The sequence below is a fragment of the Dactylosporangium salmoneum genome (genome assembly GCF_039532525.1).
GTDB lineage: Bacteria > Actinomycetota > Actinomycetes > Mycobacteriales > Micromonosporaceae > Dactylosporangium > Dactylosporangium salmoneum.
Genome location: NZ_BAAARV010000018.1, coordinates 31,056 through 49,868, shown reverse-complemented (window position 1 = coordinate 49,868; position 18,813 = coordinate 31,056). Strand labels below are relative to the sequence as shown.

At 73.9% G+C, this 18,813-nt stretch carries 19 protein-coding genes; 5 read left to right on the top strand and 14 right to left on the bottom strand.

From position 1 onward, the window contains the following. From yicI to ABD352_RS10025, 11 genes are all read right to left on the bottom strand, one after another. Nucleotides 1-2,235: an alpha-xylosidase gene (gene yicI, locus ABD352_RS10075; RefSeq protein ID WP_344611997.1), complete on the bottom strand. Its 2,235-nt coding sequence runs from the start codon at nt 2,233-2,235 to the stop codon at nt 1-3. Nucleotides 2,236-2,243: 8 nt separating this feature from the next. Then, nucleotides 2,244-3,056 (bottom strand): carbohydrate ABC transporter permease, encoded by an 813-nt coding sequence (locus ABD352_RS10070; protein WP_344611996.1) that lies wholly within the window; start codon nt 3,054-3,056, stop codon nt 2,244-2,246. Continuing rightward, complete coding sequence (locus ABD352_RS10065) at nt 3,053-3,925, bottom strand: carbohydrate ABC transporter permease (protein ID WP_344611995.1); 873 nt, start codon at nt 3,923-3,925, stop codon at nt 3,053-3,055. The genes ABD352_RS10070 and ABD352_RS10065 overlap by 4 nt, the downstream gene beginning before the upstream one ends. Beyond that, nucleotides 3,922-5,220 carry an ABC transporter substrate-binding protein gene (locus ABD352_RS10060; protein ID WP_344611994.1) on the bottom strand — a complete coding sequence of 433 codons (1,299 nt, stop codon included), beginning with the start codon at nt 5,218-5,220 and terminating at the stop codon, nt 3,922-3,924. Before ABD352_RS10060 ends, ABD352_RS10065 begins: the two co-directional genes overlap by 4 nt. A gap of 81 nt (nt 5,221-5,301) precedes the next feature. Then, nucleotides 5,302-5,925, bottom strand: coding sequence for a lipoyl(octanoyl) transferase LipB (lipB, locus tag ABD352_RS10055; protein WP_344612072.1), 624 nt, complete (start codon nt 5,923-5,925; stop codon nt 5,302-5,304). A gap of 55 nt (nt 5,926-5,980) precedes the next feature. Further along, entirely contained in the window at nt 5,981-7,054 is a 1,074-nt protein-coding gene (locus tag ABD352_RS10050) for a VWA domain-containing protein (protein ID WP_344611993.1), read from the bottom strand. After that, nucleotides 7,054-7,977, bottom strand: a complete 924-nt coding sequence (locus ABD352_RS10045) for a vWA domain-containing protein (protein ID WP_344611992.1) — start codon at nt 7,975-7,977, stop codon at nt 7,054-7,056. The genes ABD352_RS10050 and ABD352_RS10045 overlap by 1 nt, the downstream gene beginning before the upstream one ends. Beyond that, entirely contained in the window at nt 7,974-8,867 is an 894-nt protein-coding gene (locus ABD352_RS10040) for a DUF58 domain-containing protein (RefSeq protein ID WP_344611991.1), read from the bottom strand. Before ABD352_RS10040 ends, ABD352_RS10045 begins: the two co-directional genes overlap by 4 nt. Before the next feature lie 4 nt (nt 8,868-8,871). After that, entirely contained in the window at nt 8,872-9,864 is a 993-nt protein-coding gene (locus tag ABD352_RS10035) for an AAA family ATPase (protein WP_344611990.1), read from the bottom strand. Nucleotides 9,865-9,906: 42 nt separating this feature from the next. Then, nucleotides 9,907-10,797 carry a S1C family serine protease gene (locus tag ABD352_RS10030; RefSeq protein WP_344611989.1) on the bottom strand — a complete coding sequence of 297 codons (891 nt, stop codon included), beginning with the start codon at nt 10,795-10,797 and terminating at the stop codon, nt 9,907-9,909. 61 nt (nt 10,798-10,858) lie between these two features. Continuing rightward, the gene (locus ABD352_RS10025; RefSeq protein WP_344611988.1) at nt 10,859-11,854 is read right to left on the bottom strand and encodes a LacI family DNA-binding transcriptional regulator; all 996 of its coding nucleotides are present in this window, start codon (nt 11,852-11,854) and stop codon (nt 10,859-10,861) included. A 111-nt stretch (nt 11,855-11,965) separates the two neighbouring features. Here ABD352_RS10025 and ABD352_RS10020 point away from each other — a divergent pair, with 111 nt between their 5' ends. Further along, nucleotides 11,966-13,489, top strand: coding sequence for a methyl-accepting chemotaxis protein (locus tag ABD352_RS10020; protein ID WP_425553513.1), 1,524 nt, complete (start codon nt 11,966-11,968; stop codon nt 13,487-13,489). Here ABD352_RS10020 and ABD352_RS10015 read toward each other — a convergent pair. Together ABD352_RS10015 and ABD352_RS10010 are read right to left on the bottom strand one after the other, a co-directional pair. Beyond that, the gene (locus ABD352_RS10015; protein WP_344611986.1) at nt 13,486-13,806 is read right to left on the bottom strand and encodes a GlsB/YeaQ/YmgE family stress response membrane protein; all 321 of its coding nucleotides are present in this window, start codon (nt 13,804-13,806) and stop codon (nt 13,486-13,488) included. The genes ABD352_RS10020 and ABD352_RS10015 overlap by 4 nt on opposite strands. Nucleotides 13,807-13,867: 61 nt before the next feature. Beyond that, a complete protein-coding gene (locus tag ABD352_RS10010) occupies nt 13,868-15,115 on the bottom strand; it encodes a hypothetical protein (protein WP_344611985.1) in 1,248 nt (415 codons plus the stop codon). Between ABD352_RS10010 and ABD352_RS10005 the strand changes: the two genes are divergently transcribed. The 4 genes from ABD352_RS10005 to ABD352_RS09990 all read left to right on the top strand — a co-directional run bounded on the left by ABD352_RS10005 (nt 15,114) and on the right by ABD352_RS09990 (nt 17,924). Further along, entirely contained in the window at nt 15,114-16,490 is a 1,377-nt protein-coding gene (locus tag ABD352_RS10005) for a dihydrolipoyl dehydrogenase family protein (RefSeq protein WP_344611984.1), read from the top strand. The genes ABD352_RS10010 and ABD352_RS10005 overlap by 2 nt on opposite strands. Nucleotides 16,491-16,574: 84 nt before the next feature. Continuing rightward, on the top strand, nt 16,575-17,012 hold the full coding sequence (locus ABD352_RS10000) for a VOC family protein (protein WP_344612071.1): 438 nt from the start codon (nt 16,575-16,577) through the stop codon (nt 17,010-17,012). Beyond that, a complete protein-coding gene (locus ABD352_RS09995; protein ID WP_344611983.1) occupies nt 17,009-17,194 on the top strand; it encodes a hypothetical protein in 186 nt (61 codons plus the stop codon). The genes ABD352_RS10000 and ABD352_RS09995 overlap by 4 nt, the downstream gene beginning before the upstream one ends. Next, nucleotides 17,175-17,924 carry an inositol monophosphatase family protein gene (locus ABD352_RS09990; RefSeq protein ID WP_344611982.1) on the top strand — a complete coding sequence of 250 codons (750 nt, stop codon included), beginning with the start codon at nt 17,175-17,177 and terminating at the stop codon, nt 17,922-17,924. Before ABD352_RS09995 ends, ABD352_RS09990 begins: the two co-directional genes overlap by 20 nt. Here ABD352_RS09990 and ABD352_RS09985 read toward each other — a convergent pair. After that, nucleotides 17,911-18,783 carry a TIGR03620 family F420-dependent LLM class oxidoreductase gene (locus ABD352_RS09985; RefSeq protein ID WP_344611981.1) on the bottom strand — a complete coding sequence of 291 codons (873 nt, stop codon included), beginning with the start codon at nt 18,781-18,783 and terminating at the stop codon, nt 17,911-17,913. The genes ABD352_RS09990 and ABD352_RS09985 overlap by 14 nt on opposite strands. Between the last annotated feature and the right edge of the window lie 30 nt (nt 18,784-18,813).

Sequence of the window (18,813 nt, the reverse complement as noted above, 5' to 3'; positions counted from 1 at the left end):
TCAGTCCGGGGATGAGCAGCGGATGCCCAGCTGGCCGGCGTCGCCCGCGCCGGCCAGCTGCATCCGCCAGGGCGCCGCGCTCCCGCCGCGGCGCGCCTCGACGACATCGCCGGTCCGGCGCACCGTGAAGGTGGCGGCGGGCCGGCCCTCGGCATCCACGAGCGCGACGGCGACCGCCGCGCCGTCGGGCAGCTCGAAGGCGCGCAGGGTCACGTCGGTGGCGTAGTCGTAGTCGAACCGCTCGTCGTGGGCGCCCCAGGGGATGACCGCGCCGGGGCGCACCAGCACGGGGAGGTCGCCGGGGCCGTACCGCCGGCGCAGCCAGGCCGGTCCGGTCAGCACCTCGCCGCTGCGCAGGTCGGTCCAGCGGCCCGCGGGCACGTAGAGCTCCACGTCGCCGGAGGCGGTGAACACCGGGGCCACGAGGATGCTGTCGCCGAGCATGTACTGGCGCTCGAGGTAGGCGCAGGCGGGGTCGTCCGGGAACTCGAGGAACATCGGGCGCAGCATCGGGACGCCCTCGCGGTGGGCGGCCGCGGCCGCGGCGTACAGGTACGGCATGAGCCGCGCCTTGAGCCTGGTGAACTCGGCGAGGACCGCGACCGCCCGCTCGCCGAAGAGCCACGGCACCCGGTAGGACTCGTTGCCGTGCAGGCGGCTGTGCGAGGACAGCAGCCCGAACGGGATCCACCGGATGAACAGCGCCGGATCGGGGGTGCCCTCGAAGCCGCCGATGTCGTGGCTCCAGAAGCCGAAGCCGGACATGGCCAGGGACAGCCCGCCGCGCAGGGTCTCGGCCATGGACGGGAACGTCGACTCGCAGTCGCCGCCCCAGTGCACCGGGAATTGCTGGCCGCCGGCCGTGGCGGCGCGGGCGAACAGCACGGCGCCGCCCTGCGGCAGCACCTCGAAGACGGCCTCGTTGTACAGCAGGGCGTAGTAGTTGTGCATGCGCAGCGGGTCGGCGCCGTCGGCCCACACCACGTCGGTCGGGATGCGCTCGCCGAAGTCGGACTTGAAGGCGTCGACGCCCATGGCGAGCAGCGCCCGCAGCTTGTCCTGGAACCAGGCCCGCGCGTCCGGGTTCGTGAAGTCGACCAGGCCCATCCCCGCCTGCCACTGGTCGCACTGCCAGACGTCGCCGTTCGGGCGCCGCACCAGGTACCCGGCCGCGGCGGCCTCGGCGAACAGGCGGGAGCGCTGCGCGATGTACGGGTTGATCCAGACGCAGACGCGCAGCCCCCGCGCCTTCAGCCGGGCCAGCATCCCGGCCGGGTCGGGGAACGTGTCCGGGTCCCACTCGAAGTCGCACCAGTGGAACTCGCGCATCCAGAACGTGTCGAAGTGCAGCACCGACAGCGGCAGGCCGCGCTCGGCCATGCCGTCCACGATGGACGTCACCGTCGCCTCGTCGTAGCGGGTGGTGAAGGAGGTGGACAGCCACAGGCCGAACGACCACGCCGGCGGCAGGGCCGGTCGGCCGGTCAGCGCCGTGTACTTGCGCAGCACGTCCTTCGGGGTGGGTCCGTGGATGACGAGGTACGTCAGCACCTGGCCCGGCACGCTGAACTGGACCCGCGACACGGCCTCGGAGGCGACCTCGAACGAGACGGGTCCCGGGTCGTCGACGAAGACGCCGTAGCCGCCGCTGGTGATGTAGAACGGCACGTTCTTGTAGGCCTGCTCGCTGCTGGTGCCGCCGTCAGCGTTCCACACGTCGACGCTCTGGCCGTTCTTGACGAGCGGCCCGAAGCGCTCGCCGAGGCCGTAGACGGTCTCGCCGACGCCGAGCTCGAGCTGCTCGCGCAGGAAGTGACCGTCCGGCGTGGACAGTGCCGCGAGGCCCTTGCGGGGGCTGCCGGTGAGGACCCGGCCCCCGGCCAGGAACTCCAGCCGCCAGTCGTCGCCGAGGCCGAAGCGGGCGGTGAGCGCGCCGGAGGTGAAGGAGCCGGGCGCGACCTCGGGGCGCACGGGCTGCGGCTCGATGCGGAAGTGCGGGCCCCGGTCGGCGCCGCCGAGGTGGCGGGCGACGCGGACCCGGATCACGTCCGGGGCCGGCGCGGTGCACTCGACGGTGAACAGCGGCGTGTTCAGCGTGTCCCCGCGGCCCGCGACCCGCTTGGCGGGCGCGTAGAGCACCAGCCGGTCGGGTTGCACCCCGACGTCGCGGACGTGCACGGGATAGAGCGCCTCCACACCGGGGCGCAGCTGCCAGTACCCGTCGCTGAACCTCATGCCTGCCCCTACTTGAGAGCGCCCGCGGTGACGCCGCGGGTCAGCGTGCGCTGGAAGACCAGGAAGAACAGCACCGCCGGTGCGATGCCGAGCAGCGCCGACGCGCTCGTCGCCGTCGCGTCCATCATCCGGTCGCCCTGCAGTACCCCCAGCGCCACCGGCACCGTCTGGCGGTCGTTGGAGATGAGGAAGATGAGCGGGATGAACAGCTCGTTCCAGGTCCACACGAAGAAGAACGTGCCCAGCACGCCGAGGGTGGGCCGGCTGACCGGGGCGACGACCCGGACCAGGGTGCGCAGCCGCCCGGCCCCGTCGATCGCGGCCGCGTCCAGCAGCTCGGGCGGGAACTCGGCGAGGACGCCGGTGAGCAGGAACGTGCCGAAGGCGCTCTGGATGGCGGTGAAGACGATGACGATCGCCAGGCGGGTGTCGTACAGGTCGACCTGCCTGGCGAGGTAGTACAGCGGATAGATCAGCGCCTCCTGCGGTACCAGGTTGGCCAGCAGGAACGCGGCGAGGACCCAGTGCCGGCCCCGGATCCGTCCGATGCCCAGGGCGTAGGCGTTCAGCAGCGAGAACAGCACGCCGAGGACGGCCACGGCGCCGGAGATCACGGCGCTGTTCCAGAGCTTGCGGCCGAAGTCGACGCGGGTCCAGAAGGCGCGGATGCCGTCGAGGGAGACGTGCGACGGCCACGACAGCGGGCCGGAGCCGGCGTACTCCTGCGGCGTCTTCACCGCGTTGAGGACGATGAGCGCGAACGGCGCGAGGACCAGCAGGACGAGGACCAGCAGGGCACCCAGGACGAGCCAGCGTCTCATCGGGCCTGCACCCGGATGAAGACCAGCGTCAGGGCGGCGATGAGGACGGTCAGGACGGTGGACATGGCCGAGGCGTATCCGACGTCGGCCCGCTCGAAGTAGTTCTGGTAGGCGAAGTAGGACGGCACGAGGGTGGCGTTGCCGGGGCCGCCGCGGGTGAGCACGAAGATCTGGGCGAACACCTTGAGGGCGGCGATGGTCGTGGTGACGAGCACAACCGCGATCTCGGGCCGGATCTGGGGCACGGCGATGCCGGTGAGGCGCCGCCACCAGCCGGCCCCGTCGAGCGCGGCGGCCTCGTGCAGCTGCGGGTCGACGCGCTGCAGGCCGGCCATGAACATGACGACGGGGTAGCCGATCTGCACCCAGACCATGACCGCCATGACGGTGTACAGCGCGTAGCGGTCGTCGCCGAGCCAGTTGCGGGCGAGGCCGCCGAGACCGGTCTTGGCCAGGACGGTGTTCAGCGCCCCGTAGCCGGGGTGGAGGATCCAGCCCCAGACGATGCCGGTGACCGCGAGCGGCAGCACCTGCGGCAGGTACAGCCCGTTGCGCAGCGCCCGGGCGGTGCGCGGGCCCAGGCGCGGCGCGACGTAGTCGAACAGCACGGCGGCCAGCACCAGCCCGGCGAGGGTCGGCAGCACCGCCATGGCCAGGATCATCAGGCCGATGTTGCGAAAAGACCGCCAGAAGTTGTCGTCGTGCAGCAGCCGCTCGTAGTTGGCCAGGCCGGTCCAGGCGGGGGTGCCGACGCCGGACCACTCGGTGAAGCTGGTGCCCACGGTCATCACCAGCGGCACGGCGACGACGAACCCGCACAGCACCGCTCCCGGGACGAGGAACGGCCAGTAGCCCCTGCGGCGCGTCATTTGCCGACGTTCGCCCGGTTGTCGTTGTACGGCTTGGCGATCTCGTCGAGGACCGCGTCCGGCTTCGCCGAGCCGTTGATGAGCTTCTGCACGCCGGCCACGAGGACGTCGTAGTAGCCGGGGGCGGGCCAGTCGGGGTAGAAGGCGATGCCGTCCTGCCCGGTGATGGCCTCGAAGTTGGCGATGAGCTCCTTGCTCTTCGGGTCGGTGATCTGCGCCGGGTCGGCGGCGACGGGGATGCCGCCGGAGTTGCCGAGCAGGTTCTGGATCCCGCGCTGCATCGTGATGTCGATGAAGTCGTACGCGAGCTGCTTGTGCTTCGCCTTGGCCGGCACGACCCACAGGTTGCCGCTGGAGCCGGGCTGCAGCTTCGTGCCGGGGAACAGGAACGTGCCCCACTGGAAGGTGGCCTCCTTGACCATCCGGCCGTACCACCAGCTGCCGGAGATCATGATCGGGTACCGCTGCTGCTCCCAGGCCACACCCATGTCCTCGGCCTTGATGCCGGTGGCGTTGCGGTCGATGTAGCCCTTCGCCACCCAGTCGGCGAACGTGTTCGCGGCGAAGGACAGCTGCGGGCCGTGGAAGTCGACCTTGTTCTTGTACAGCTGGTAGTCCTCGACCCAGGCCCGGTCGGCCTTGGACAGGGCGAGCAGGTAGAGGATCTGCTGGGCCGGGTACTCGGCGCCGCCGACGGAAAGCGGGGTGACCCCGTTGCGCTTGAAGGTGTCCATCGCCGCCTCGAGGTCGGCGAGGCTGGCCGGGACCTGCACGTGGTACTTGGCGAAGAGGTCCTTGTTGTAGTACGCCATGACGTACTCGGCGTAGTTGGGCACCCCGTACCAGTTGCCGTCGCCCATGATGCCGCGGCGGTCGTAGCGGGCGGTCGTGGCCAGGCCCGGCGTGAGCGCCTTGGACCAGCCGCGCTTGCCGGCCTCGGCAGTGAGGTCGGTGAGCAGGCCCTGCTTGGACAGCAGCCCGGCGCTGGCGTTGCCCTTGTTGTACTCCATGACGTCGGGCGCGTCGCCGGAGTTGAGGATCATGTTGGCGCTCTGGCGGATCTGCTCGAAGCTCTTCTCCTCGACGGCGACCTTCACGCCGGGGTGGGCGGCCTCGAACTGCTTGATCGCCTCGGTCCAGGCGATGCCCATGGCGCTGTCGGCGCCCTCGTAGTGCCAGAGCTTGAGCGTGTTGCCGCCGCCGGCGTCCTCGCCGCCGTCGCCGCACGCGGCGAGCGCACCGAGGGCGAGCGAGGCCGCGGCAACGGCGGCGGCGATGCGGATTCGCGTGATCACCTGTGCTCCTGACTCGTAGTCGAAGCGCTTCGACAACGAAGCTACGGAGGCACATCGACACTTGTCAACAGGTCGCGAAACTTACACGGTGAGGCGGGCCGCGATCGCGTCGCGGACGTCGGCGCCGGCCGGCACGGGCACCCCGGCGGCCTCGGCCATCCGCCGCAGCGAGGTCATGGTGACGCCCGGCAGCCGGCAGGCGGTGAACCGGTCGAAGACGCCGAGGTCCGGGTCGACGTTGAGGGCGAAGCCGTGGCTGGTCACCCCGCCGCGGATGCGCATCCCGATCGACACGAGCTTGTGGTGCTCCGGCGTCCATACCCCGACGAGGCTGTCCGCGCCCTTGGGGGTCTCCCGGCGTACCGTCGCGAAACCGAGATCGGCGAGCGCGGCGATCAGGCCGAGCTCGAGCCAGCGCACCACGTCGCCGGGCCCCCGCTCGCGCAGGTTCATGACCAGGTAGCCGACCAGCTGCCCGGGCCCGTGATAGGTGGCGTGGCCGCCCCGGTCGACCTCGACGACCTCGAGGGAGCCGTCCCGCGGCAGGTCCTCCGGCGGGGTGTGCCGCCCGTAGGTGACCACCGGCGGGTGCTCGAGCAGGAACAGCCGGTCGGGCGCCGCGCCGGCCTGGCGCTCGGCGACCCAGCCGCGCATCGCCTCCGTCGCCTCCGCGTATCCGACCACGCCCAGATCCACCCGCATCATGCCCGCCACGGACCAATACTGCCTCGGCGGGTCCGCATCCGGGGCGTGCCGCGCGTCACCGGCGCCTGGGGCGGGACCACCACTGTGCCAGGGCCACGCCGGCGAGCACGAACGCGGCCGCGACGAGCACGAACCAGTAGCTCAGCTCGGTCCTGCGGTGCTGCAGGGTGATCTGGCTGGGCAGGTCGCTGAGCACGTCGCCGAGGGCCTTGGCGTTGCCGGCCTTGAAGTACTTGGCCCCGGTCATCTCGGCGACCTTGGTTAGCGTCGGCTCGTCCAGGTCCTGGAAGCGGCCCCGCCCGCCGCCGAAGCCGCCGCCCGGGCCGGGCCCGCCGAAGCCGCCGCGGAAGGTGTCGCCGCCGATCTGGCTGCTGCTGCACACCATCGCCGAGGGCTGGTCGGTGCCGAAGCCGATGGTGTAGACGCGCAGCCGGCGGGCCGCGGCCTGCTCGGCGGCGGTGACCGGGTCCACGCCGTCGGTGTTGCGCCCGTCGGTGAGGATGACGATGATGTCGGGCTCGTAGCCGGCGACCGCCGAGCTCGCGCCGCCGTTGTCCGGCACCTCGGCGCCGGTCGGGGGCACGTCGGGGTTGACCTCGGCGATGGCGTCGATCGAGGTGAGGATGCCCAGCCCGATGGCGGTGCCCCGCGAGGTCCGCAGCCCGTCGACGGCCTTCTTCAGCTGGTCCTTGTCGGTGGTCGGCGGCACCAGCAGCCCGGCGGTGCCGGAGAAGGCGACCAGCCCGATCTTCGCGCCGCCGTCGTGGTCGTCGATGAACTGCTTGGCCGCCTTCTGGGCCGCGGTGAGCCGGTTCGGGTCGACGTCGGTGGAGCACATCGACCCGGACACGTCGAGGGCGAGCAGGATGGTGGCCGCGTTGTCGGGCACGGCGACCGTCGCCTCGGGGCGGGCGGCGGCGGTCCCGGCGAACACGAGCCCCACGGCGAGCAGCGCCAGCGGGATGCGCCGCCGCCACGAGGAGGGGCCGGGCAGCGCGGCCCGCACGAGCGCGACGCTGGGCAGCCGCACGGCGACCCGGCGGCGCCGGCGGCGGGCCCACCAGCGGTAGGCCAGCAGCAGCGGGAAGGCCAGCAGCGTGGCGAGGGCCCAGGGCCAGTGCAGCGACATCAGAGGATCCGTCCGAACCAGGTGGTCATCAGTACGCCCCCGAGGGTGAGCAGCAGCACCGCGATCGCGGCGGCCGCGCCGGTCAGCTCGACCGGCTTGTGCTGGGTGGTCAGCCGCAGGTCCAGGTGCTGGTAGACGTCGTGCAGCGCCTCGGCGTTCTCGGCCCGGTGGTAGCCGCCGGCGGTGGTCTGCGCGATCTGGGTGAGCAGGTCCTCGTCGAGGGAGGTGGCCACCTGGTAGCCGTCGACCTCGACCGTGGCGCCCTCGACGGTGCCGACGCCGACCGTCTCGATCCGCACCCCGGCCTTGGCGGCGAGCCCCGCCGCGGCGACGGCGTCGGGCCCGCCGGTGTCCTCGCCGTCGGAGAGCAGCACGATCGTGGCGTTGCCCCAGTAGCCGAGGTCCGGCGCCGCCTGGCCCTCGCCGGGGAGGTTCACCGGGTGCCCGACGATGACGGTGAGGGAGGCGAGGATGGCCTGCCCGAGCGAGGTGCCGCCGTTGACCTTGAGCCGCTTGATCGCCGCGGTGGTGGCCGCGTGGTCGTCGGTGGGCTGCTGGGTGGTGAGCGCGCCCTGGTCGAAGGCGACGATGCCGAAGCTGACGGTGCCGGGCTGGGACTCGACGAACTCGGTGGCGGCGGCCGTCGCCGCGGCGAGCCGGCTGGGCTTGACGTCGTCGGCCTTCATGCTGTTGGACACGTCGAAGGCGAGCACGACCGTGCCGGCCGAGTTGGCCACCGGCAGCGTCGCCTCGGGCCGGCCCACGGCGAGCAGCAGCAGGCCGGCCGCGGTGAGGAACAGGGTCTGCGGCAGGTGCCGGCGCCAGCCCCCGTGGCGGCGGCGGGAGGACACGACGTACCAGGCGATCAGGCCGATCGCGGCGAGCACCGCCACGACGACGACAACGGGGTACTGGAATCTCATCGGCGCCTGCGCTTCGCCTCGCGGACCATCGCGACCAGGGCCTCGAGGGGGTCCTCGCCGGTGCCGACGACGTGCGCGGTGACCCCGGTGCGGCGCATCGCGGCGGCGACGGCGGCCTCGCGGGCGTCGACCTCGGCCCGCAGCCGCTGGCGGAACTGCGGGTCGCCGGTGTCGACCAGGATCTGCTCGCCGGTCTCGGCGTCCTCGACGACGACCAGCCCGAGGTCCGGCAGGTCCAGCTCGACCGGGTCGACGACCCGGATGGCGACGACCTCGTGCTTGAACGTGAGCCGGGTCAGGCCCGGCTCCCAGTCGGTGCCGCCGGCGCCGATGAAGTCGGACACGACGACGACCAGGCTGCGGCGCCGGACGGTGGCGGCCGCGAGGTGCAGCATCCCGGCGAGGTCGGTGGCGCCGCGCTCGGCGGTGCGGGCCGAGGCCTTCTCGATCTCGTGGGCGATGCGCAGCACGTGGGTGCGCCCGGCCCGCGGCGGCAGGACCCGCTGCTGGGCGTTGTCGTAGAGGATCGCGCCGACCCGGTTGCCGCCGTGGGTGAACAGCCGTGCGAGGCTCACCGCCAGCTCGGTGAGGGTGGCGCCCTTGCCGCGGCCGTCCTCCTCGAACCGCATCGACGCCGACAGGTCCAGCACCAGCCAGGCGGTCAGCTCGCGGTCCTCGGTGTACTGGCGCACGTACGGCTCGTCCAGCCGCGCGGTCACGTTCCAGTCGATGTGCCGGACGTCGTCCTCGGGCGTGTACTCGCGCAGGTCGGCGAAGTCGATGCCGGCGCCGCGGAACATGGTGCGGTACGAGCCCTGCAGCTGCCCGTCGAGGCGGCGCAGGACCTGCCACTCCAGGCGGTGCAGCAGGCGGTCGGCGGCGGTGGCCACGGCCTCAGCGGCTTCCGGTGCGCGCCGGCGCCGGGACGGGCACGGCGGCCAGGACGCGGGCCACGATCGTGTCCGGGGTGACGTCGTCGGACAGCGCCTCGTAGGACAGCACGAGGCGGTGGCGCAGCACGTCGGCGGCGAGCTCGCCGAGGTCCTCCGGCACCACGTAGTCCCGGCCGCGGATGAACGCGAGGGCCCGGGCGGCCAGCACGAGGTTGATCGAGGCTCGGGGGCTGGCGCCGAAGGTGACGTACCGCGTGAGGTCGCCCAGTCCGATGTCGGCCGGGTTGCGGGTGGCGTTGGCGAGCCGGACCGAGTACTCGATGAGCGACGGGTCGACGTAGACGTCGTCGACCTGGGCCTGCATGGCGATGAGCCGCTCCGGGTCGACGACGGCCTGGGTCACCGGCTCGGGCAGGATGGCCCGCTCGACGATGACGAACTCCTCGGTGGCGCTCGGGTAGCCGACGAGGACCTTCATCATGAACCGGTCGACCTGCGCCTCCGGCAGCGCGTAGGTGCCCTCCGACTCGATCGGGTTCTGGGTGGCCATGACGAGGAACGGCCGGGGGATGTGGTGCGTCTCCCGCCCGATGGTCACCTGCCGCTCCTGCATCACCTCCAGCAGCGCGCTCTGCACCTTGGCCGGCGCCCGGTTGATCTCGTCGGCGAGCAGCAGGTTGGTGAACACCGGCCCGAGCGCGACCTGGAACTCGCCGCTGGGCTGGTGGTACACCCGCGTGCCCACGATGTCGGCCGGCACCAGGTCCGGGGTGAACTGCACCCGGTGGAACTGCCCGCCGATCGCCGCCGCCAGGGCCTTCACCGCCAGGGTCTTGGCCAGCCCCGGCACGCCCTCCACGAGGATGTGCCCCCGCGCGAGCAGCGCCACCATGAGCCGTTCGAGCAGCGCGTCCTGCCCGACGATGGTCTTGCGCACCTCGTAGAGCACCTGCTCGACGGCGGTGGCGGCGGGCCGGTTGTCTGGTACGTCCATGCTTCGTCCTTACCCGTCTGGTGCCTGCGCGGTTCGGTGTGCCTACTGTTCGGGTGCCCGGTCCCCGCCGCCGGCGCCGAGGGCCGCGCCGATCGGCACGGCGAACCCGACCCCGACGAACGTGCCGGCCGAGGTGGGGTTGGCCAGCGCCACGACGATGCCGATCGTCTCGCCCTTGCCGTTGACCAGCGGGCCGCCGGAGCTGCCGGGGTTGACCGCGGCGTCGAACTGGATCAGCCCGGTGAGCTTCGTGCCGTCGGGGTTCGCGGCGGTACGGTCCAGCCCCGACACGACGCCGGCCGTGGCACTGCTGGTCAGCCCGAGCTGGTTGCCGATCGCCACGACCGGGTTGCCGACCGCCAGCCGCCCGGAGTTGCCCAGCACGGCCGGCACGAGCACGTCGGGCAGCGTGGCCGGGGCGAGCATCGCGATGTCCAGCGCCGCGTCGGACTGCGCCACCTCGGCCGCCGACTCGGTCCCGTCGCCGAAGCGCACCTTGACCGCGGTCGAGCCCTTCACGACGTGCAACGCGGTGATGATGGTCCCGTCGGCGCTGGCCACCACCCCGGTGCCGGTGGACCCCCCGCCGGGCCCGGCCGCCTCGATCGTCACCACGGACGGCGCCACGGCGGCGTAGATCTGCGCCGTCGTCGGCGGCCCGGACGCGCTCGCCGAGGGCGCCGCCGACGGCCGCGCGGCCGCGGGCGCCCCGCCGGACGAGCCCCCGGCCCGGAACGCCAGCACGGCCGTGACCACGATGGCGAGCACGACGGCCCCGACCCCGATCGCGAGGTCCCGCCGCGTCAGCGCGACGGGCGCCTTCACGCCGTCCGGCGAGACCTCGGCCGCCGCCGGGGGCTGCTCGGGAATGACGCTGACCTCCGGGCCGGCCCACTGACCGGCCGACCGCACGGGCTTCCCGGCTGGGCGCATGTGTCGAACATAACCACGCTTGCTCGGAGAACGGTAAGAACGCGCAGCGGCGACGGCACGCTCAGCGGGTGCTCTCCCGGACGGTCAGCATCGGCGGGACGAGGGTGGCGGCGGGGACCGGGCGGCCCGAGAGCTTGGCCGCGACGAGCTCCACCGCGCGCCGGCCGATCTCCTCCGCCGGGATGCCGACCGAGGTCAGGCGGGGCGTGGCGCGCTCGGCCAGATCGTCCGGGCCGATGGCGACGACCGAGACGTCGCCCGGGACGGCGCGGCCGAGGGCGGCGAAGGCGTCCAGCAGCAGCGGTACCGCGGGCTCGTTGTGCACCACGACGCCGGTGAGGCCGGGGTGGCGGCGCAGCAGCTCCTCCACGGTCGCCCGCACGGCCGCCGGAGACGGGTCGCAGGGCACGGTGGTGCCGGTCAGGCCGCGGCGGCGCAGGGCGTCGTCGAATCCGGCGGCGGTGCGGCGGGCGAAGCCGAGGCCGCGGTCGTACACCTCGGGCGGGGAGCCGACCAGGGCGACCTGCCGGTGCCCCCGGTCGGCCAGGTGGTCCACGCAGGCCGCGCCGGCCGCCGCGAAGTCCAGGTCGATGCAGGTCAGGCCGGCGCCGTCGGCGGGGAAGCCGATGAGCACCGACGGGCGGCCCAGGGTGCGCAGGCGGGGCAGGCGCGGGTCGTGCTCCTCGATGTCCATGACGATGAGCCCGTCGGCGAGGGAGCTGGCCGCGACCCGCTCCAGGCCCTTCTCCCCCTCGTCCTGGGTGAGCAGCAGCACGTCGTGGTCGAAGCGGCGGGCGGCGGCCACGACGGAGATCACGAACTGCATGAGGATCGGCACGTACAGCCCGGTGTACAGCGGCATGATCAGGGCGATGACGTTGGACCGGTTGCTGGCCAGGGCGCGGGCGCCGGCGTGCGGGTGGTAGCCGAGGACCTCGATCGCGGCCAGGACGCGGCGGCGGGTCTCCTCCGAGATGCTGCGCTTGCCGCTCAGGACATACGAGACAGTGCTCGCGGACACCCCAGCCTGCTTCGCCACGTCACCGATCGTCGCCATGGCGACACGGTAGCCGGTCGGCCCGGGAAGCGCTCTCCCGGGAAGATCCGTCGACTATCCATCTTGGATTCCCCGCGTTCGTGACGATGGTAGCCACGGAGAGGAGTCGCAGTGGGTCTGTTGTCACGTGCTGAAACGACCACGGCGCCGCGCGAGGTGCCGCGCGACGTCGAGTCGCTCGAGGAGCTCGTCATCGCGCTGTCCGGGGCGCAGGACGAGGCGAGCACCTGGCGGATCACCGTCGAGTCGGTGGCGAAGTCGCACAAGTGCGACTACGGCGCGGCCTGGCTGCCGGCCGGGCCCGGCGGCGCGCTGGAGATCGGGTTCTGCACCGGCTCCGTCGCCGGGCAGCTGCGCTCCCCCAGCGCCCTCGTCGCCCGGGCCCAGCAGAGCCGGCGCCCGATCTACGTCGGGGACCTCGGGCAGGTGCGGGACTGCCCGCGTTGCGCCGAGGCGGCCAGGGCCGGGATGACCTCGGCGATGATCATCCCGGTGACCCGCGACGGGCGGACCGTGGCCGTGTTCGAGTACTACTCGCGCCAGCGCGTCCACGTCGACGAGTCCCGCACCGAGAAGTGGACGGCGATCGCCCGCATCGCCGAGCTGGCCCGCAGCCAGACGCTCGCCGCGGCCGAGCTGCGGCAGGTGGCCGACGACCGGGCCGCGGTCACCGCCGTGGTCACCGCGCTGGGACAGACCCACGACAGCCAGGCGGCGGTCCGGGGCGCGCTGGACACGGTGCGCAGCGCGTTCGGGTGGGCGTACGCCTCCTACTGGGAGGTCGAGGACCGCGCCACCGGCCCGGTGCTGGTGTTCCGGCACGAGTCCGGCTCGGCCGGCCCGGAGTTCCGGGAGGTGACCCTGTCCGCGACGTTCGCCGAGGGCGTCGGGCTGTCGGGCCGGGCGTGGAAGGCCCGGGACCTCGTGTTCGTGCCCGACCTGGCCGAGCTGACCGACTGCGTGCGGGCCCCGGCGGCGCAGCGGGCCGGGGTGCGCTCCGGGATCTGCTTCCCGGTCATGTCGGGCGGGCGGGTCGTCGGCACCATGGACTTCTTCACCACCGAGCGCATCGCGCTGAGCGACTCGCGGGCCTCGGCGCTGCGCAACGTGCAGCAGCTGGTGTCGCAGCGCCTCGACATCGTGCGGGCCGGCGAGGCGGCCGAGCGCAACGGGCGGATGCTGCTCGACTCGATCTCCCGGCTGCGGGCGGCCAGCCAGGACGCCTCCGGCGTGGCCCGGGAGGCGGTCGACCGCGCCTCGACGATGACCGGCGAGGTCGACGCGCTGGGCCGGGCCTCGGCCGCGATCGGCGACGTCATCAAGATCATCTCATCGATCGCGGACCAGACGAACCTGCTCGCGCTGAACGCGACGATCGAAGCGGCCCGGGCCGGCGACGTCGGCAAGGGCTTCGCCGTGGTCGCGGGCGAGGTCAAGGACCTGGCCCGGGAGACGGCGGCGGCCACCCAGCGGGTCGCCGAGCAGATCGCCGGCATCCAGGACAGCGCCCGCTCGGTGTCCTCCGGCATCCACACCACCAGCGACGCCATCGGGCAGATGGACGCGGTACAGGGCCGCATCACCGCGATCCTGGAGGAGCAGGCCCACCTCGCGCGGCTGCTGAACGAACGTTAGCGGCGGTAGCCGTACCGGTCGTCGTCATCGGAGGAGAAGGCCCGCGCCAGCAGGGCGGCGACCCCGACGCCCACGATGGCGATGCCGACCTGCACGGCGATGACGAGCCAGTCGTACGTGTGCCCGCTCACGGTCAGGTGTTTGTCGCTGTGCAGGTCCCACCGGTCGGCGGCCCAGGTGCCGGCGACGGCGGCGCCCATGCCGATGAGCACGGTGAGGATCAGGCCGATCGGCTGCCGGCCGGGCAGCAGAATCCGGGCGACGATCCCGATGACCGCGCCGAACACGATCGCGGCCACGTAGTCGTGCAGGTGCATCCCGGGGGCCTCCTCGCAGCTGGCTTCTCCAGCTGCATTGTGCCCCCGCCGCGCAAGCTGCTCATCCGGTGGCGAAGTAGCCGACGAACGGCGCCCCGTCCGCCGGCGCCACCGCCAGGTACTCGTTCACCGCGTACGGCGCGGCCGGCAGCCCGGGGCTGCCCTCGCGGACCCGCGCGGTGGCGGCGTCGTAGACGGCGAGGCCGTAGAGGGCGCCGTGGAACAGCGCCGACACGGCCAGGTCCGGCCGGCTCCACAGCAGGCGGCGGGCGGCCGGGTCGACGGCGAAGACGGGGCCGGGGCGGCCGTCGAAGGCACCGCAGACGGTGATGCCGCGGCCGTCGTACCGGCACGGGCCCACGCCGCCGTCCGGCACCAGACCCGGCACCGGCGCGCCGGTCGCCGCGTCGAGCAGCCGCAGCCCGCCGCCGGCGGCCCGGTAGGCGATCAGGCCCGGCCCGGCGCTCCACAGCCGGTCCGCGGCGCCGTCCACCGACCAGGCGGGCGTCCCGTCGGGGAGGCGCAGCGCGACCACCCGGTGCGGCTGCGACGGGCCACCCGTCGTACCCACGGCGTAACCCTCGACCGCGAGGACGCCGACCGTGGCGTCGTGCCAGCGCACCTCGCGGGTGGCCGGGTCCAGCAGCCACGACTGGGCGTGCTCGCCGGCCAGGCCGACCAGCAGCCCGGCCGGTCCCGCGTCGAACACGTTGACGGCGAACCAGCCGCCGGCGCCCGCGCCGTCGGCGACCGGCAGCTCGGCGTGCCAGGCGAGCTCCCCGGTGGCCGGGTCGGCCGCGTCCACCTCGACGGCCCGGTGCCCGCCGTCCGTCGCGACCAGCGCGCCGAAGAGCACGAGGCGGCGTCCCCCGAGCGTGGCGGGCACGGGCCGGGGGTGGGCCGCGTCCGGGTAGGTGTTGGCGGCCAGGGCCGGCATCGCGTACGGGTGCACCGGGGCCGCCTGCCACGCCGGCACCGACGACGGGAACACCGCACCCTGCAGCGGCCCGTCGCCGCTGCGCGGCGCGATCAGCACGGTGTGGCCGTCCAGCGTCACCTCGTAGTCGCCGCGGCCCAGCGAGAAGCGCAGCGGCACCGACGGGCGGGCGAAGCGGGCCGGCGGGTCGAACGCGACCGTCGGTGCCGCGCTGCGCGGATACGGGGCCGGCGGCTCGCGCAGCTGCTCGCAGCCGGCCACGTTCAGGGCCAGCAGGAGACTCAGCGCGACGGCGGCGGTCCGGGTCACCCGCACAGCATGGCCCAGGCCCCGCGTACGGTCGAGGTACACCCACACGAAAGGGACGTCCATGATGCAGCAACGCAGCTTCGACGTGGTGGTGGTCGGGGCCGGCCCGGGCGGCGAGGTCGCGGCCGGACGGCTGGCCGAGGCCGGCCTCGAGGTCGCGATCGTGGAGGACCGCAAGGTCGGCGGGGAGTGCTCGTACTGGGCCTGCATCCCGTCGAAGGCGCTGCTGCGCCCCGGCGAGCTGCTCGCCGAGGCGCGCCGGGTGCCGGGCGTGGCCGAGGCGATCACCGGCCCGCTGGACCCGGCCGCGGTGCTGCGCCGCCGCGACGAGCTCATCGGCGGGCTCGACGACGCCGGGCAGCTGCCGTGGCTGCAGGAGCGCGGGATCACCCTGGTCCGCGGGCGCGGGCGCCTGGACGGCGAGCGCCGGGTCGTCGTCGGCAAGGAGATCCTCGAGGCGCGCAGGGCGGTCATCCTGGCCGGCGGCACCGCGCCGGCCCTGCCGCCGATCGAGGGCCTGGCGGAGGCCTCGCCGTGGACCAACCGGGAGGCGACCACCGCCCGCGAGCTGCCCGGGCGGCTCGTCGTGCTCGGCGGCGGGGTGGTCGGCTCCGAGCTCACCCAGGCGTACGCGTCGCTGGGCACCCGGGTCACCCTGATCGAGGGCGAGCGGCGGCTGCTGCCCCGCGAGGAGGAGTTCGCCTGCGAGCAGGTCACCGCCGCCCTGACCGAGCTGGGCGTGGACATCCGCTGCGGGCAGAAGGCCGCCGGGGTGCGCCGCGAGGGCGACCGGGTCGTGGTCGCCCTCGGCGACGGCAGCACCGCCGAGGGCGACCAGCTGCTCGTGGCCACCGGGCGGGTGCCGGAGTCGCACGACCTGGGGCTGTCCGCCGTCGGCCTGCCCGAGGGCGGCTACATCGAGACCGACGAGCACACCCGGGTGCCGGGCAAGGACTGGCTGTACGTCGTCGGCGACCTCAACGGCCGCGCGCTGTTCACCCACATGGCGAAGTACCAGGCCGCCCTGGCCACGGGGCACATCCTCGGCAAGCCGATTGCCGCCACCCACCTGGCCGACGGACCGGGCGCCCCGCGCGTCATCTTCACCGACCCGCAGGTGGCGGCGGTCGGCCACACGACGGCCTCGGCGAAGGCGGCCGGGCTGGAGGTGCGCGTCGTGGACCTGGGCACCTCGGCCAACGCCGGCGGCTCGTACTACGGCAACGGCGCCCGCGGCACCAGCCGCTTCCTCGTCGACGAGCGGCGCCAACTCCTCGTCGGCGCCACCATCACCGGCTCCGAGGTCGCCGACTTCCTGCACGCCGCCACCATCGCCATCGTCGGGGAGGTCCCGCTGCCCCGGCTGCGCCACGCCATCCCGGCGTTCCCGACGCGCAGCGAGATCTGGCTGTACCTCTTCAACGCCCTCGGCCTGTGAGCGCGGGGCGGGTGAGCCGCGGCGGGAGTTGCGGTTCACCTGCCCCGTCGGCATCCCCGGGCGCGCGATCGTTGCGGCGTGGACATGAAACTCGAGGTACTGGTACTGCCCGTCGCCGACGCCGAGCGGGCGAAGCGCTTCTACGGCGGGCTCGGCTGGCGCCTGGACGCCGACTTCACCGCCCCCGACGGCCTGCGGGTCATCCAGCTCACCCCGCCCGGCTCGGAGGCATCGGTGATCTTCGGCGAGCGGCTCACCACCGCCGCCCCCGGCTCGGTGCAAGGCCTGCACCTGGTGGTGTACGACATCGGCAAGGCCCGCGAGGAGCTCGTCGCCCGCGGCGTGGAGGTGAGCGAGGTCTTCCACGACGCCTACGGGGTCTTCCACCACGCCGGCACCGAGTCCCGGGTCCCCGGACCGCACCCTGACCGGCAGGACTACGGCTCGTTCGCCTCGTTCAGCGACCCGGACGGCAACGGCTGGGTGCTGCAGGAGGTCAAGGTCCGGGCCCCGGGCCGATGAGCGACCTGCGTTTCGGTTCCGCCGGGGAGCTGGCCGCCGCCCTGCGCCGTGCGGCGGCCGCGCACGGCGAGCACGAGAAGGCCCTGGGCCACTACGACGAGGGCTGGCCGGACTGGTACGCCGAGTTCATGATGCGGGACCCGGCGTCGGTACGCTCCCCGCATGAGCCTCAACGATCTTGACCTCGCGGCCGCCGCGGCCCGGGCCGGCGCCGCCGTGGTCCGGGCCCGCTTCGGCGCCGAGCTGGACCGGGTCGACAAGGGCGGCGGCGACTTCGCCACCGCCGCCGACCTGGAGGCCGAGCGGGCCATCCTGGACGTGCTGCGGGCGGCCCGCCCCGCCGACGCGGTGCTGGGCGAGGAGAGCGGCCCCGGCGGCCCGGCCGGCGCCGGGCGGACCTGGCTGGTCGACCCGCTGTGCGGCACGCTGAACTTCGCCGCCGGCGCGATGCTGGTCGCGGTGAACGTGGCCCTGCGCGACGGCGGCGACGTCACGGCGGCGGCCGTCGCCGACCCGTTCGCCGGGCAGGTGTACCGCACGGACGACCCTCTCACCCCATCCGCGCACACCGCGCTGGTCGACCTGAACCTGGACCCGCCGTGGCCCAACGCCCCGGCGTTCCGGGCCGCCCGCCTGCTCACCGAGCCGGGCTTCGAGGCCCGGTTCCGCCCGCGGGTCACCTCGACCACCCTCGCCCTGGCCTGGGTGGCGACGGGCCGGCGGGCCGCCTACCTGACCGACGGCCAGGTGCACGACAGCGTGCACTTCGCCGCCGGCATCGCCCTGTGCCGCGCCGCGGGCTGCGTGGTCACGAACCTCGACGGCGGCCCGGTCGGCACCGGCCGCGGCGGCCTGCTCGCCGCCGCCGACCCGGGCACCCACGCGGCGCTGCTGGACCTCATCCCCCGGTGAGCAGCGGGGCCAGCGCCTCGAGCTGGCGCAGCGCCCCGGCCGCCCCGCCGCCGAGCGGCTGCACCAGCACGTGGTCGGCGCCGGCGTCGCGGTGCGCCCGGACCCGCTGCGCGATCGCCTCCGGCGTGCCCCACGCCACGATGGCGTCGACGAGCCGGTCACTGCCCGCGCCGGTCAGGTCCTCGCCGGTGAAGCCCAGCTCCTTGAGGTTGTTCACGTAGTTGGGCAGCTGCAGGTAGCGCGCGGTGTGCTCGCGGGCGGTCGCCCGGGCCGCCGCCGGGTCCGCCTCGAGCACCACCGCCTGCTCGGGGATGAGCAGCCGGTCGGGGCCGAGCACGGCCCGGGCGCCGGCGGTGTGCTCGGGCGACACGAAGTACGTGTGCGCGCCGCCGGCCCGCTCCCGGGCCAGCTCCAGCATCCGCGGGCGCAGCGCGGCGAGGACCACCGGCACGCCGGGCGGCGGGTCGCCGAGCCCGTCGAGGTACTCGCGCATCCGCCGCAGCGGCTTGTCGTAGTGCTCCACCATCGGCGCGTGGCTGACCCCGAGGCCGAGCAGGAACCGGCCGGGCCACGCGTCACCGAGCAGCGCCGCGGCCGCGCGGGCCGTCCCGGGGTGGCGGGCCCAGATGTTCGCGATGCCGGTGCCGGCCGCGATCCGCGAGGTCGCGGCCAGCCAGACCGCCTCCTGGGCGAAGACGTCGTTGCCGCCCACGACCTCGCCGGTCCAGACGGAGCCGTACCCGAGCTCCTCGATCCGCGCCACCGCCGCGCGCTGGGCCGCCGCCGGCTCTTGCTGCAGCACGTTGACCCACACGCCGGTCCCGCCGAGCGCCCGCCGGGCCTGCTCCACCGTCTCCATGCCGGCCACGTTCCCTGCTCCCGCCGCTTC

Coding starts and splice junctions, on each gene's coding strand:
- ABD352_RS10030 (WP_344611989.1), bottom strand. CDS start 10,797: ATGCGCCCAGCCGGGAAGCCCGTGCGGTCGGCCGGTCAGTGGGCCGGC.
- ABD352_RS10005 (WP_344611984.1), top strand. CDS start 15,114: ATGATGCAGCAACGCAGCTTCGACGTGGTGGTGGTCGGGGCCGGCCCG.
- ABD352_RS10035 (WP_344611990.1), bottom strand. CDS start 9,864: ATGGACGTACCAGACAACCGGCCCGCCGCCACCGCCGTCGAGCAGGTG.
- ABD352_RS10065 (WP_344611995.1), bottom strand. CDS start 3,925: ATGACGCGCCGCAGGGGCTACTGGCCGTTCCTCGTCCCGGGAGCGGTG.
- ABD352_RS10015 (WP_344611986.1), bottom strand. CDS start 13,806: ATGCACCTGCACGACTACGTGGCCGCGATCGTGTTCGGCGCGGTCATC.
- ABD352_RS10050 (WP_344611993.1), bottom strand. CDS start 7,054: ATGTCGCTGCACTGGCCCTGGGCCCTCGCCACGCTGCTGGCCTTCCCG.
- ABD352_RS10010 (WP_344611985.1), bottom strand. CDS start 15,115: ATGGACGTCCCTTTCGTGTGGGTGTACCTCGACCGTACGCGGGGCCTG.
- ABD352_RS10025 (WP_344611988.1), bottom strand. CDS start 11,854: ATGGCGACGATCGGTGACGTGGCGAAGCAGGCTGGGGTGTCCGCGAGC.
- ABD352_RS09995 (WP_344611983.1), top strand. CDS start 17,009: ATGAGCGACCTGCGTTTCGGTTCCGCCGGGGAGCTGGCCGCCGCCCTG.
- yicI (WP_344611997.1), bottom strand. CDS start 2,235: ATGAGGTTCAGCGACGGGTACTGGCAGCTGCGCCCCGGTGTGGAGGCG.
- ABD352_RS09985 (WP_344611981.1), bottom strand. CDS start 18,783: ATGGAGACGGTGGAGCAGGCCCGGCGGGCGCTCGGCGGGACCGGCGTG.
- ABD352_RS10000 (WP_344612071.1), top strand. CDS start 16,575: ATGAAACTCGAGGTACTGGTACTGCCCGTCGCCGACGCCGAGCGGGCG.
- ABD352_RS09990 (WP_344611982.1), top strand. CDS start 17,175: ATGAGCCTCAACGATCTTGACCTCGCGGCCGCCGCGGCCCGGGCCGGC.
- lipB (WP_344612072.1), bottom strand. CDS start 5,925: ATGATGCGGGTGGATCTGGGCGTGGTCGGATACGCGGAGGCGACGGAG.
- ABD352_RS10045 (WP_344611992.1), bottom strand. CDS start 7,977: ATGAGATTCCAGTACCCCGTTGTCGTCGTCGTGGCGGTGCTCGCCGCG.
- ABD352_RS10070 (WP_344611996.1), bottom strand. CDS start 3,056: ATGAGACGCTGGCTCGTCCTGGGTGCCCTGCTGGTCCTCGTCCTGCTG.